Origin of the sequence: Marinobacter gelidimuriae (genome assembly GCF_000372805.1) — a bacterium.
Taxonomy (GTDB): Bacteria; Pseudomonadota; Gammaproteobacteria; order Pseudomonadales; family Oleiphilaceae; genus Marinobacter; species Marinobacter gelidimuriae.
The window spans coordinates 1-13,399 of record NZ_KB889880.1; the positions used below are offsets into that span (position 1 = coordinate 1).

At 54.6% G+C, this 13,399-nt stretch carries 10 protein-coding genes; 3 read left to right on the plus strand and 7 right to left on the minus strand.

Features of this window, described 5'->3' with window-relative positions:
• Window positions 1-469: 469 nt before the first annotated feature.
• Genes purT through A3OI_RS0108195 form a run of 4 tightly spaced genes read right to left on the minus strand, consistent with a single transcriptional unit; the run spans window position 470 to window position 3,070 of the window.
• Window positions 470-1,672: a formate-dependent phosphoribosylglycinamide formyltransferase gene (gene purT, locus A3OI_RS0108180; RefSeq protein ID WP_018403797.1), complete on the minus strand. Its 1,203-nt coding sequence runs from the start codon at window positions 1,670-1,672 to the stop codon at window positions 470-472.
• A gap of 41 nt (window positions 1,673-1,713) precedes the next feature.
• A complete protein-coding gene (locus A3OI_RS0108185; RefSeq protein ID WP_026224078.1) occupies window positions 1,714-1,896 on the minus strand; it encodes a DUF1289 domain-containing protein in 183 nt (60 codons plus the stop codon).
• Window positions 1,893-2,426 (minus strand): gamma carbonic anhydrase family protein, encoded by a 534-nt coding sequence (locus tag A3OI_RS0108190; protein ID WP_018403799.1) that lies wholly within the window; start codon window positions 2,424-2,426, stop codon window positions 1,893-1,895. Before A3OI_RS0108190 ends, A3OI_RS0108185 begins: the two co-directional genes overlap by 4 nt.
• Before the next feature lie 59 nt (window positions 2,427-2,485).
• Window positions 2,486-3,070 (minus strand): NUDIX hydrolase, encoded by a 585-nt coding sequence (locus tag A3OI_RS0108195; RefSeq protein WP_018403800.1) that lies wholly within the window; start codon window positions 3,068-3,070, stop codon window positions 2,486-2,488.
• A 106-nt stretch (window positions 3,071-3,176) separates the two neighbouring features.
• Here A3OI_RS0108195 and A3OI_RS0108200 point away from each other — a divergent pair, with 106 nt between their 5' ends.
• Window positions 3,177-3,731 carry an NUDIX hydrolase gene (locus A3OI_RS0108200; RefSeq protein WP_018403801.1) on the plus strand — a complete coding sequence of 185 codons (555 nt, stop codon included), beginning with the start codon at window positions 3,177-3,179 and terminating at the stop codon, window positions 3,729-3,731.
• Here the strand turns inward: A3OI_RS0108200 and A3OI_RS0108205 are convergent, their stop codons facing one another.
• Together A3OI_RS0108205 and purL are read right to left on the minus strand one after the other, a co-directional pair.
• Window positions 3,732-4,043, minus strand: coding sequence for a Nif3-like dinuclear metal center hexameric protein (locus A3OI_RS0108205; protein ID WP_018403802.1), 312 nt, complete (start codon window positions 4,041-4,043; stop codon window positions 3,732-3,734).
• A gap of 408 nt (window positions 4,044-4,451) precedes the next feature.
• Entirely contained in the window at window positions 4,452-8,357 is a 3,906-nt protein-coding gene (gene purL / locus A3OI_RS0108210; RefSeq protein ID WP_018403803.1) for a phosphoribosylformylglycinamidine synthase, read from the minus strand.
• A 326-nt stretch (window positions 8,358-8,683) separates the two neighbouring features.
• Here purL and mltF point away from each other — a divergent pair, with 326 nt between their 5' ends.
• A complete protein-coding gene (mltF, locus tag A3OI_RS0108215) occupies window positions 8,684-10,144 on the plus strand; it encodes a membrane-bound lytic murein transglycosylase MltF (protein WP_018403805.1) in 1,461 nt (486 codons plus the stop codon).
• Between the two features lie 26 nt (window positions 10,145-10,170).
• Here mltF and A3OI_RS0108220 read toward each other — a convergent pair whose 3' ends face one another.
• The gene (locus A3OI_RS0108220) at window positions 10,171-10,644 is read right to left on the minus strand and encodes a regulatory protein RecX (RefSeq protein WP_018403806.1); all 474 of its coding nucleotides are present in this window, start codon (window positions 10,642-10,644) and stop codon (window positions 10,171-10,173) included.
• A gap of 189 nt (window positions 10,645-10,833) precedes the next feature.
• Between A3OI_RS0108220 and A3OI_RS0108225 the strand changes: the two genes are divergently transcribed.
• Window positions 10,834-13,308: a DUF349 domain-containing protein gene (locus A3OI_RS0108225; RefSeq protein ID WP_018403807.1), complete on the plus strand. Its 2,475-nt coding sequence runs from the start codon at window positions 10,834-10,836 to the stop codon at window positions 13,306-13,308.
• The last annotated feature ends 91 nt before the right edge of the window (window positions 13,309-13,399 follow it).

Below are 13,399 nucleotides of genomic sequence, written 5' to 3' on the forward strand. Positions count from 1 at the left end.
CGTTCAATCTGAGCCATGATCAAACTCTTCAGTTTAAATCATACAAGATCCGAAGATCTTAAATCTGCTCAAGACAAAAACTCAATTCTTGACGAGTCGTTGACTTGGTATTTCTTACCGAAATACTCCCGTCAGCGCCCACACGAATTACTTGGTTGATTTTTTAAAGAGCGTTTGAGCCGTGGCTCAATCAGGAGGCGAATCATACATCGTTTCGCTGCCCTGTCAACCGTTTTCGCGTTCAAAGTTTGAATGACATTTCCTAAACTTTTCAACGTCTTACCAAACAGTTCCCGCTTAATCTCTGCCCCCTCTAATCCGGGGTGTCCCTCAAGCGAAATGCGCATTCTACAGACTTCTCGGGACAGGTCAACAGCCAATCTGAACTTTATCAAAAAACCTCAAACTGGCCTTGAGTCACCTGTCAGGTGTCCATGAATGGCCACCTGAACCTACCCAAATACTATAGCTAGTTCAGAGACACTTTAATAGCACTTGCGGCGTTTCTTGCTTTTTCCCGCGCAGCGTCAATAGAACCAGCCAGCGCCAGTGCAACACCCATGCGACGCCGGCCACTGAGTTCCGGCTTACCAAACAGACGTAACTGTGTATCGGGCTCAGCCAGTGCCAGTTGCATACCACTGTATCGGATACGCTTCGAGTCACCTTCCGGCAGCACCACCGCCGATGCCGCAGGGCCGTATTGACGTATAGAAGGAACCGGCAATCCGAGAATTGCCCGGACATGCAAAGCAAATTCAGAAAGGTCCTGACTGATCAACGTTACCAAACCCGTATCGTGAGGCCGGGGCGACACTTCCGAAAACCAAACGTCGTCGCCCTTAACGAACAGCTCTACGCCATACACCCCCAAACCACCCAGGCTTTCAACCACGGTACGAGCAACGCGAGCTGCTCTCTCAAACGCGAGATCCGACATCGGCTGAGGCTGCCAGGATTCGCGATAATCACCGTCATCTTGACGATGGCCAATAGGATCGCAAAACGATATGCCATCACGGTGCTTCACCGTCAGCAGAGTGATCTCGTACTCGAAGCCCACAAAACCTTCAACAATCACCCTTCCTTTACCAGCACGACCGCCGCTTTGGGCATAATCCCACGCAGCCTCGATGTGCTCGGCGCGGGTTACCGTTGACTGCCCTTTACCAGACGAACTCATTACCGGCTTTACCACTAGTGGCAAACCCACCTCTTCCACCGCCGCCAAGTACTCTTTCTTAGTACCTGCGAACTGAAAAGGAGACGTCGGCAATTCCAGCTCTTCAGCTGCCAACCGACGGATGCCTTCCCGATTCATGGTTAGATGCACAGCTCTTGCCGACGGAATCACCGTGAAACCTTCGTTTTCGAGCTTAACCAACTCTGCGGTAGCGATGGCTTCAATTTCCGGCACAATCAGGTTCGGCTTTTCAAGCTCGACAATCCGCCGTAATGCCTGAGCATCCAACATATCGATAACGTGACTGCGGTGGGCAACCTGCATCGCGGGTGCGTTGGCATAACGATCAACGGCGATAATTTCCACACCGAAGCGCTGCAGCTCTATTACAACTTCTTTGCCCAACTCACCGGCACCGCAAAACAGAACTTTGAACGCGGTGTCTGTTAACGGTGTTCCCAAGGTGACGTCTGCTATTTTTTGTTCCATAACAATTCCATCGGATGATATTGAACGGCCAGCAGCCGGGTTCAGATTAAAGCTTTTTTCTCACGCTCGGCAACCAGACGCAATACCTCGCGCCGCTCGTCGTTGTTCATTTGCATCCAACGCATAATTTCATCACTGGAACGATGGCAGCCAATACACACGTCATCTTCATTAAGCGCGCAGATGCTGACACAAGGCGACCTGACTTTATTAGCAACGCTCATCGCTCGGGCTCACAGGGTTGCAGGTTGTCCAGATAGTACGCAGCATTCTTGACGTAACTGAGCGCGGCCATTTCCAGCATCTTTTGCTGCTCCGGGCTTAATTGGCGTTTTACCCGTGCCGGCGAGCCTATAACCATCGAGCCGTCGGGTATAACCATATGTTCCGGTACCAGCGTGTTCGCACCTATCAAGCAGTGCTTGCCAATTTTGGCACCGTTCAGCACAACTGCGTTGATACCGATCAACGAATAATCGCCCACATCACAGCCGTGAAGCATGGCCTTGTGCCCCACAGTCACACCACGGCCGATGTTTAACGGTAATCCCGGGTCGGTATGCAATACGGCACCATCCTGCACGTTACTCTGCTCGCCAATCGTAATCAGCTCGTTATCACCGCGAATCACCACGTTAAACCACACGCTGGCTTTGTCTAACAAGCGAACACTGCCGATCACCGAGGCATTATCGGCAACAAAATGGCCACTTCCTTCTAACACCGGAACTCTGTCGTTCAATTTGTAAAACATAATTTCCTCTTGAAGTATGCCATCTCTGTTGGGCTCTCGAGCCGATTAACACCACAATATTAACGCAAGGGCGGTCGTTCCAGATCAATACCGGCATCGTACACAGCGTTCATAAAATCGACCAATACTACGGCTGACAAACCCCATATCTGGTATTGCTCCCAGCGGTAGCAGGGCACGTGAATGATGCCGCCCATAAAAGGTAAGGCATCGGTACGCTCACGCCGGTCTTCCAGCAACCAGGCTATGGGGACACGGAACACACTTTCGATTTCTGCGGGATTGGGGCGTAGTGGATGGTCTTCGGGTACCACGCCTACGTATGGTGTTACAAGAATACGGGCATGAGATGTGACCTGGCTTAGTGATGACACAATCTGCACCTGGTCTGGCGGCAAGCCGATTTCCTCATGAGTCTCCCGAAGAGCCGTGACCATCAGGTTTTCGTCTTCGGGGTCGCGCCTGCCACCAGGGTACGCTACTTGGCCACGATGGGTTTTGAGGTGGGCAGATCGCAAGGTGAACAACATCTCCGGATTACCGCTGTTGTCGGTAATAGGCACCAAAATACCAGCTTCAGGATAGTCCAGCGCCAGCTCGTTAGGCCGGTAGCCTGCTAACCGGGAATGTAACAGGTGCTTCAAAGTATCTCCTGGCATGCTTCAATCAAAGGCGCCATGGCGCTAAGGTGGCTCAGATGGTTAAACTAACGGCCTTTAAGACATCTATTATCAGTATACGGGGAAAGCTATGAATTACTGCAGTGACTGTGGTGAACAGGTAGAACAGCGGATCCCCGACGGCGACAATCGTCACCGCTATGTATGCACCCACTGCGACATCATTCATTACCAGAACCCTCGTATTATCGCAGGCACGGTGCCGGTATGGAACAACCGTATTCTTCTGTGTCGCCGCGCCATCGAGCCTCGTTACGGTTATTGGACTCTGCCTGCAGGCTTTATGGAAAACCAGGAAACAACCGTGGAAGCGGCAGCTCGCGAAACCCGTGAAGAGGCTCTGGCGGAAGTTTACATTGAGGGCCTTTACGCCGTAATCGACGTTCCACACATCGATCAGGTACACATATTTTACCGCGCCACGCTGATTGATGGTAAATATGGCGCAGGCGAGGAATCACTGGAAACACAATTGTTTGAGCTGTCAGACATTCCCTGGGACGAACTGTCATTTCCGACTGTGCGTAAAACCCTTGAGCTTTTTATAAACGATATGAAAAAGCAGACGTTCGGGGTTCACGTTGACAGTATTCGTCACCCTATGGCGAAATCCGGAAAAGCCTGATCAAAACTGCGTCAGAGCAAGCACTTCGTAGGCGGGCTCCTCGTAAGGGTGCGCCGCCTTTAATGCAGCAATGGCATTTCTCACGCAGCCTTCAGCACAAACCAACTCCACCTTGTACTCTGCAACGGTTTCCAGAACACCCGCTTGACCGATAAACGGCTGGCTTCCGTCCAGTGGTCGAAACTGCCCTCGCCCTGATATTTGCCAGGCACATTGATCGTAATCGCCAATGCGCCCCGCTCCGGCGCCGAACAATGCATGTTTGGTTTCGTCAAGATGGCTTTCTGGCACAAAGTAGCAAATTTTATACATAGTATCCCTCATAGACGGTCAAATTCTAAACACCTGAACATTCGAAAAAGTTACCCACAGATTCTGTGGATAACTCTGGGGAAAGTTTTTAAGTAGCGCCCCAAAAACCCCGCCATTGCTGCCTTTAAGACAGATTGGTGACAAAATCGCCGCCTATAAATAATCGTTATTTATCAATTACTTAAATTTTTCTACTGAAATTATCATGGTAAATCATGGGGTTGCTTACAGAACATACAGTGAATACCCGAAAATGTGCATAAAATTTACCAGTCAAGAGTTTTTTTTGGAAATTATGCAGTTTTTTCTCTTGATATCCCCAAACAACACGAATTTCAGGCAAAAAAACCGGGCATCCGCCGACTCCTTTAACAGAGCCGAAAAAAGCCCGACTTTTACACCAACGACTTAGCCAAACCAGCGCCGCGCATTACGGAACATCCGTAGCCACGGGGCGTCTTCGTCCCAACCTTTTGGTTGCCAGGAATGCTGCACTGCGCGGAATACGCGCTCCGGGTGCGGCATCATGATCGTTACCCGGCCGTCACGAGTTGTGAAACCGTTCACGCCAGCCTCAGAACCGTTAGGATTAAACGGATAGCGTGTAGTAGCGGCGCCGTAATTGTCCACGTAGCGCAAAGCGATTTGTTCGCTTTCTGCCAGCGACGCCAACGAGATGTTGCTGCTCAACTCGATCTGGCCCTCGCCGTGCGCTACGGCAATGGGCATACGCGAACCCGCCATTCCTTCGAAGAAGGCCGACGGTGAAGGCAACACCTCCACCATCGCCAGTCGCGCCTCGAACTGCTCTGACTGATTGCGAACAAAGCGCGGCCAGCCTTCACTGCCAGGGATCAGTTCATGCAGACTGGACAGCATCTGGCAGCCGTTACACACGCCCAGAGCCAGGGTGTCCTGACGGTTGAAGAAAGCCGCAAACTGGTCACGCACACGATCGTTGAACAGTATGGATTTGGCCCAGCCTCCGCCGGCGCCCAAAACGTCACCAAACGAAAAGCCGCCACAAGCCACCAGGCTGTTGAAGCCTTCCAGTGACATTCGACCAGACAACAAATCGCTCATGTGTACGTCAACAGCGGTGAAACCGGCACGATCAAACGCCGCCGCCATTTCAACGTGGCCGTTTACGCCCTGCTCTCGCAACACGGCTACTTTGGGTCGCGCGCCCATGTTGATAAAAGGCGCACTGATGTCTTCATTGATATCGAACGTGGTTACTACCTGCAAACCCGGGTCTTTGGCATCCAGAAGGTTGTCAAACTCCTCCCGCGCGCAATCTTCGTTGTCGCGCAACGATTGAACACGGAAGCTGGTTTCGCTCCAAAGGCGCTGCAAATCGAGCACCGACTCATCCACTACAAATTCGCCGTTAAAGCTCATCTGTACACGAGCCTCCGAAGTCGGCTCACCAATAACGATCGTATGGTTGCCTAATTCAGCTGCGGAGAACTGCTGCAGCACGAATTCGGTATCGTCGCGGCGCACCTGAATCACCGCACCCAATTCTTCGTTGAACAGTTCGCGGGCAAACTGCGAGGCATCTTCCGCCACTCCGTCCAGCTTGATGTCGATACCGGCACGACTGGCAAAGCACATTTCAACCAGAGTGACAAAAAGGCCGCCATCCGAGCGATCGTGATAGGCGAGCAATTTTCGGTCAGCGTTCAGGCCCTGAATCACCGCGAAAAATGCTTTCATGTCTTCCGGATCGTCCAGGTCCGGCGCTACTGCGCCAACCTGGCTATATACCTGGGCCAACGCAGAGCCGCCAAGGCGGTTCTGGCCCGCAGCGAGGTCTACCAGGATAAGATCGGTATCGCCAGCGTCCAGCTGAAGCTCGGGCGTTAACGTAAGCCCCACATCGGTAACCGGCGCAAAACTGCTAACCACCAGCGACAGAGGCGCCGTAACGCTTTTCTGCTCACCACTGCTTTCTTCCCACACGGTTTTCATGGACATCGAATCTTTGCCCACGGGAATGGTAATACCCAACTCTGGGCAAAGTTCCATACCCACCGCACGCACGGTTTCATAAAGATTCTCATCTTCCCCCGGGTGGCCAGCCGCGGCCATCCAGTTTGCTGACAAGCGCACATCTGACAGCTTGGCGATAGGCGCCGCAGCCAGATTGGTCAACGTTTCACCCACCGCCATACGGCCAGACGCCGGCGCGTTGACCGCGGCAACCGGCGTGCGCTCGCCCATGGCCATAGCTTCGCCGCTGCGCACGTCAAAGGAACTGGCGGTTACCGCTACGTCTGCGACTGGAACCTGCCACGGGCCCACCATCTGATCCCGTGCTACAAGCCCGGTAATGGTGCGGTCGCCAATGGTGATCAGGAAGCTCTTGGAACCAACCGACGGCAAACGCAACACGCGACGAATCGCTTCGTGCAGGTCCACCCGGGTGGAATCGAATAAGCGTTTGGTAAATGACGAGCGTGTAATGCTGCGATGCATACGCGGAGCCTTGCCAAACAGCACATCCATCGGCAGATCGACCGGCTTGTCATTGAAGTACGAATCGGCCAACTCCAGGTGGTGCTCTTCAGCGGCTTCGCCAATCACCGCATACGGGCAGCGTTCACGACGACAGAGCGCATCAAACAACTCCAGGTTTTCTGGCGCCACGGCCATAACGTAACGTTCCTGAGACTCGTTACACCAGATTTCCAGCGGCGACATACCCGGCTCGTCGCTGGGGATTTCACGCAACTCAAACTTACCGCCGCGACCACCGTCTTTCACCAGCTCCGGCATGGCGTTTGACAAACCACCGGCGCCAACGTCGTGAATAAAGCAAATCGGGTTGCTGTCACCCATCTGCCAGCAGCGATCAATCACTTCCTGACAACGGCGCTCCATTTCCGGATTGCCACGCTGTACCGAGGCAAAATCCAGATTCTCATTGCTGGAACCGGAATCCATAGAGGATGCCGCTCCGCCGCCCAGGCCAATCAGCATAGACGGGCCTCCCAGAACAATAAGCTTGGCGCCTACCGGAATGTGGCCCTTCTCTACGTGCTCGGCTCGAATGTTACCCAGGCCGCCGGCAATCATGATCGGCTTGTGGTAGCCGCGCACTTCTTCGCCTGCAGGGCCTGCAACCTTGGCTTCAAAGGTACGGAAATAGCCCGTGAGGTTTGGCCTGCCAAATTCGTTATTAAAAGCCGCGCCGCCGACCGGGCCTTCAATCATGATGTCCAGCGCGGAGGCAATACGGTCTGGTTTGCCATAACCGATTTCCCAAGGCTGGATGTCGCCCGGCAAATTCAGATTAGAAACGGTAAACCCGCTTAAGCCGGCTTTTGGCTTGGAGCCACGACCGGTTGCGCCTTCGTCACGAATTTCTCCACCAGCGCCCGTGGCCGCTCCGGAAAATGGCGCAATCGCCGTTGGGTGGTTGTGGGTTTCCACCTTCATCAGGATGTGGATGTCTTCCTGGTTGTAGCCGTAGACACCGGTATTCGAATCCGGGAAGAAACGGCCACCGCGACTCCCGGCAATAACAGAGGCGTTGTCTTTGTAAGCCGACAACACGCCTTCGCTGTTCATTTCGTAGGTGTTACGAATCATCCCGAACAGGGATTTTTGCTGATTTTCGCCGTCGATGTCCCAAGACGCATTGAAGATCTTGTGGCGACAGTGCTCGGAGTTGGCCTGGGCGAACATCATCAGTTCAACGTCTGTGGGGTCACGCTTCAGATCAGAGAACGCAGCCACCAGGTAGTCAATCTCGTCGTCCGCCAGCGCCATGCCGAGGCGACGATTGGCGTCCACCAAGGCTTTGCGGCCGCCGGCAAGAATACCCACGCAACCCAACTCGCGGGGTTCGTCGTGGCTGAACAGCAACTCGGCGCCGCCGATCTCGTGAAATACTTTTTCTGTCATGCGGTCGTGCAAGAGCGCCGCAATTTTGCCCCGCTGCGCCAGGCTTAGCTTCTTCGCAGAACGCACGTAGTAAGCAATACCCCGTTCAATACGCAGAATGTGACGCAAGCCACAGTTGCGCACAATGTCGGTTGCCTTGGATGACCAGGGCGAAAGCGTGCCGGGGCGGGGAACCACAAGAAACAACACGCCTTCGGGCTGCTCTACGGGCACACTCGGGCCGTAACTCAACAGCCGATCAAGAATCGCCTGTTCCACGTCAGACAGGTCGCCATCCAAATCGGCAAAATGCATGAACTCGGCGTACACATGGTCAACTTCGGGGACGCTGTCTTTCAGGCAGGCGTGCAGTTTGTTGAAACGAAAAGGTGAAAGCGCTGGTGCGCCGCGAAGTTCAAGCATGGTAGCAACCTGTATCGCGCGTAGCGGGGGTTTGGGGAGACATTTTGAAGGCAGCATCATACTCGAAAGCGCCTTCGGGATACAGCGATCCAGCACCTTATTAAACAACGCCATCAAGGATGCCGCTGATCGCTCTTTTATTGACCGGACCACGCACAACATAGATGATTGCAAGAACCTGTCTGCACCAAGACAGACAATCAGAAATTGGCCGCACACCCGCTTAAAGCCCTACGGAGATAACGCTTTTGCCGGCAAACACCCAGTTGCAGCTCGCTTCCCGGCGGGTGTTGTCGTTGCGCGAGCGGGTCCGCAGGGGCTCAGCCATGGTAGCACTGCTGGCGTTTACTTTGGTTTTGAGTGCCTGCTCACGGCCAACAACCCTGCAACAGATCAAAGCCGAAGGTGTACTGCATGTCATTACCCGGGTTGCCCCCTCAATCTATTACAAAGGTCGCGACGGCCCCACCGGCTATGACTACGAACTGGTGCAGCTGTTCGCAGAACACCTGGGCGTAGAGCTCAGGATTCGCGTTGCCGAAGACAACACCGAAATTCTATCTGTGCTGACCCATGACTTCGCCCACATAGGGTTAGCCGGGCTGTCAGGGCAAAAACAGTTCCAGGGTCAGATGCGGGCACTGGCGACCGGTATAGAAGTAGAGTCAGTGGTGGTGTATCACCGCGACTCTTCCAAGCCCGAAGCTCTTGCCGATTTAGCAGACAAACCATTGCATATAGTGGCCGACAGCAATCACGAACCACAACTGGAAGAGGCGCGAATCGATGTCCCTCAGCTGTCCTGGCAGGTTCACCCGGGCCTCGATGCCGCCGGTTTGCTGGCACGGGTCGAGACCGGTGAGTTGCCTTACGCGGTGGTGTCATCCAACGAGCTGGCGCTGAACCACGTGTTTTTCCCCGATGTAAAAGAAGCAATACCGCTGGGTCCGCCGCGCGAGCTGGCCTGGCTGTTTCCTGCAATGCAGGATCGGTCATTGATTGATGCTGCAGGGCAATTATTTGGAATGCTTGCCGAAGACGGCACCATGGAGCAGATCACCGAGCGTTTTTACGGTCATCTGGACCGGCTGAACTACGTTGGCGCGTTAACATTTGTGCGTCACACCGAAAAACGCCTGCCAAAATATGAAAGCCTGTTTCGCTCTTACGCCGACCAATTTGCCATGGACTGGAGGCTTCTGGCGGCCATTGGTTATCAAGAATCCCACTGGCGACCTCGGGCAACCTCGCCCACCGGCGTACGCGGACTGATGATGCTTACCCGCTCAACGGCAAAATACGTGGGCGTCAAAAATCGCCTCAGCGCTGAGCAGAGCATTCGCGGCGGTGCCAAGTATTTAACGATTGTGCACGACCAGATTCCCGACCGTATTGAGGAGCCCGACCGCACCTGGTTTGCTCTGGCTTCTTATAACGTTGGATTTGGCCACTTGGAAGACGCACGCATACTGACCGAACAGGCAGGCAGGAATCCGGACCGCTGGCTGGATGTAAAAGAATTTCTGCCACTGCTAACGCAAAAAGAATGGTACAGCCAAACGAAGTTTGGTTATGCCCGCGGCCACGAGCCAGTGATCTATGTACAGAACATCCGCCGCTACTACGATGTGCTGGTGCGCATGACCGAACCTGCCGCAACACCGGATACCCTGCTAGCCGATGACCCGCTGAGACAGCTTGGCAACGACGGCGAGGCGCTTATGGCCGCACCCGAAATTCAGGCCGCCTTACCAGAGCAACTGACCGACGTACCACCTACACTGTGATCTTTCGGAGTCCAGGCCTGCAGCGCCTATGCCGGCTCGACTGCATCCAGCGCGGCATTAATCTGTTCCTGGGTAAATCCGCGGCGCTGAAGGAAACGCATCTGGCGCAATCGTTCTTCCAACTGCCCGCGCAAATCTAATAACCCGAAGCGCTTACGGCGCAGTCGTACGGCCTGGTCACACCAATCCTGCGAGCTCATTGCCTGCAGAGCATCAGCATTTTCAGACACACCACGTTGGCTCAATTCACCCGTTATGCGCAGCAGACCGTAACCCGCCTCAATACGTTGCCGCGCATAGGCTTCGGCAAAGCGTTCATCGCTCAGCCAATCCTGCTCTTGGTAGTCATCCAGCACCGTTTCAATGACCGCTTTTGACAACTGGCGCTGCAACAACTTACGGGTAAGTTCAAGCCGGCTGTGTTCACGCCGGGCCAGTAAGCGCAACGCCACAGAACGGGCTTTATAATCGTCATCCTGATCATTTTCAGATTTTGCCATGACATCTCTTTCCGCATCGCTTCACAAAACGCTAGACTAGCGCTCGCGTTCTATACGCCCGGTAGCTTCGTACCAAGAAATCCAAGCGTCCAGCGCCAACCTAAACGGGTGCTGAAGAACGGTAGCGGCACACTTTGCCCGACACCGCAGACTGGTATCAACCAGAAAGATACTCTAAGGAAAACACCCATGGCCGCATTTCTTCGCAGATTGTTCAAATCCCGCACAACACAGCTGAAAACACCCGCACCGGCGGTCAACAAACAGCCTCGGCAGACGGACGCTGCCAAATCCGCAAAAGAAGATCGCGGCGCCCGGATTGCGAAGCAGCTGGAAGCCGTACAAGGCATGCCGGCGCAAAAAAAACTGGCGGAGCTGGCCATTGGCGGGTTAACCGCTGAAGTTCGCAGTCGTGCCGCCAGTGGCCTGCGCGACGAAGCCTTGCTACATGACGTTATCCGCCAGGCTAAAGGCCGGGACAAGGGGGTTTTCCAGATAGTCCGCCAAACACTTCAACAGCTGCGCGACGTCCAAGCCGCACAGAATGAACTGGAAGAAAAGCGACAGCAGCTGATTCAACAAGCGCAAGACCAAGCCCGCAGTGAAGACACCACCCTGTACGAGCCACGCTTGGACACGCTGTTCAAGCAGTGGAAAAGCGTAGAGACTGACGCCAGTAACGAGCAAATCACCGAATTTCTGAGCGCCACCCACCAGTGCCGTGAACGCGTTCGCCAGATGCAGCAACAGCATGAAAAACTCGACCAGCGCAAGCAAACCTTGACGCTACTGGGCGAAACGCTGACCCAATTAAAAACCGACGACACCCGCGAGCCGCCCACGCTGACAGCTCTGGACGCACTGCTGAAAACCCAGCACAACCGCTGGCTTGAGGCCAGTGAAAATACCGACGTAAGCGCGCCCGAACAAAACCGTTACAACACCGCCAGCACCGCTCTACGCGCCTATGTAGAAGCACACGAGCGACTTATGCAGGGGCAAGAACAAATCGCCAAGCTGGCAACCAACGCAGCTCCGGGCGACGAAACCACAGATGATGCAGAGCTTGGCGTTGAAGCAGCGGAGCAGGCCAAGGCCCTGCTCGCCATACTGGACTGGCCAACGATGTTTCCGCAGCCCGAGCCCCTCATTGCGCTACAGGCACTGGCCAAACAGCGCAAGAAAGCAGAACCGGTCGAACAGCCAGACCCAGCACGCCAGAACAGCCTGTCAGCAGATCTGGACAGGCTCCTCACGGAGCTTGATAGCGCCCTGGAGAACAAACAGCTGAAGCCCGCCAAGCAGCTGCTAAAAAACGCCCAGCAAATTACCAAAAAACTCGATTCCCGCCACCAGAAGCCATTTGTTGCGCGCATGCAATTGCTACAAGGCCAGTGTAATGAACTCAGCGACTGGCAGGGCTTTGCCACCACACCCAAGCAGATCGCACTGTGCGAACAAATGGAACATCTGGCAGAGCAGCCTATTGATCCAGAAGCCAAGGCGGCTCACATCAAAGAGCTGCAAGAAGAATGGAAAAGCCTGGGCGGTTCCTCTGACCGGTTGCTGTGGGCCCGCTTCAGGCAGGCATCCGATGCCGCCTATGAACCATGCAAAGCTTACTTCGCCGCAAAATCCGATCTAAAGCACGCCAACCTGGCCACACGCCGACTTATCTGCCAGCAACTGCAGGAATTTGTGGCTCAGGCCGACTGGTCTAGTATTGACTGGAAAGTGGCCGAACGTATTCATCAAACCGCACGCCAGGAATGGAAGGCCGCATGGCCGGTAGAATTCCGCGACAACCGTCCGTTGCAAAAACAGTTCGACGAGTTACTGAAACAGCTGGATGCCAAACTGAACGATGAGCGCCAGCGCAATGAAGCTCTGAAGCAGGCCATTGTTGCCAGCGCCGAAGAACTGATGAGCGCCGAACCCCTGGCCGACGCCATAGTGCAGGCCAAAGAGCTACAAGGCCATTGGCAGGCTATCGGGATTACCCGTCATCGCGAAGACCGCAAACTCTGGCAGGCATTCCGCCAAGCTTGCGACGCCATTTTTGCCCGTCGTGAACAAGAAAATAGCCGCCAAAAGCAAGCCGTTGTGGCAGCCGATGAGCAAGTGACCAGCATTTTGGAACGCGCCGACCAGGCCCTGAATGCAAGCACAAACAGCGACGAACTCAGCGCCATCTGGACCGAACTGGCCACCTACAACCCACAGGCGCTGTCTACCAGCACCCGCGACCGCTACAACGATGTACGCCAGCGTTTGCACACGGCCAAACAGCGGCAGGAACTCGTCGCTCGCCTGCAACAATGGACCGGATGCATTCAGGCCCGCGGCCAGGCCCCTATCGATAGAACCGGCGTCCCCTTGGAATGGACAAAGTTTAATCAGCTCGACCAGCCCATCGATTTTCAGGAGTTGGCTATCCGTACCGAAATACTCGCCGACCAGCCGTCACCCGCGGCAGACCAGCGTAAGCGCATGGAGATTCAGGTGCAGCGCCTGGCACAGAACATTGGCGCTGCCGAACAATCGGCCAGTCCACTCACCGACGCCGAAAAACTGGTGGCGTTATGGTGCCTGGCTCCGGCCTCCGCCGCGGCCTCCAAAGAGCTGGAACAACGCATGGTGAATGCGCTTGAAAGCTTGGTTTAAGGTGGCTGCGCAAGCAGACATAATCATCCGCGTACACCTTTGCGCCGTAATAGTAATGAATAGATTGTCACCTGGCGCAACGGTACATCTA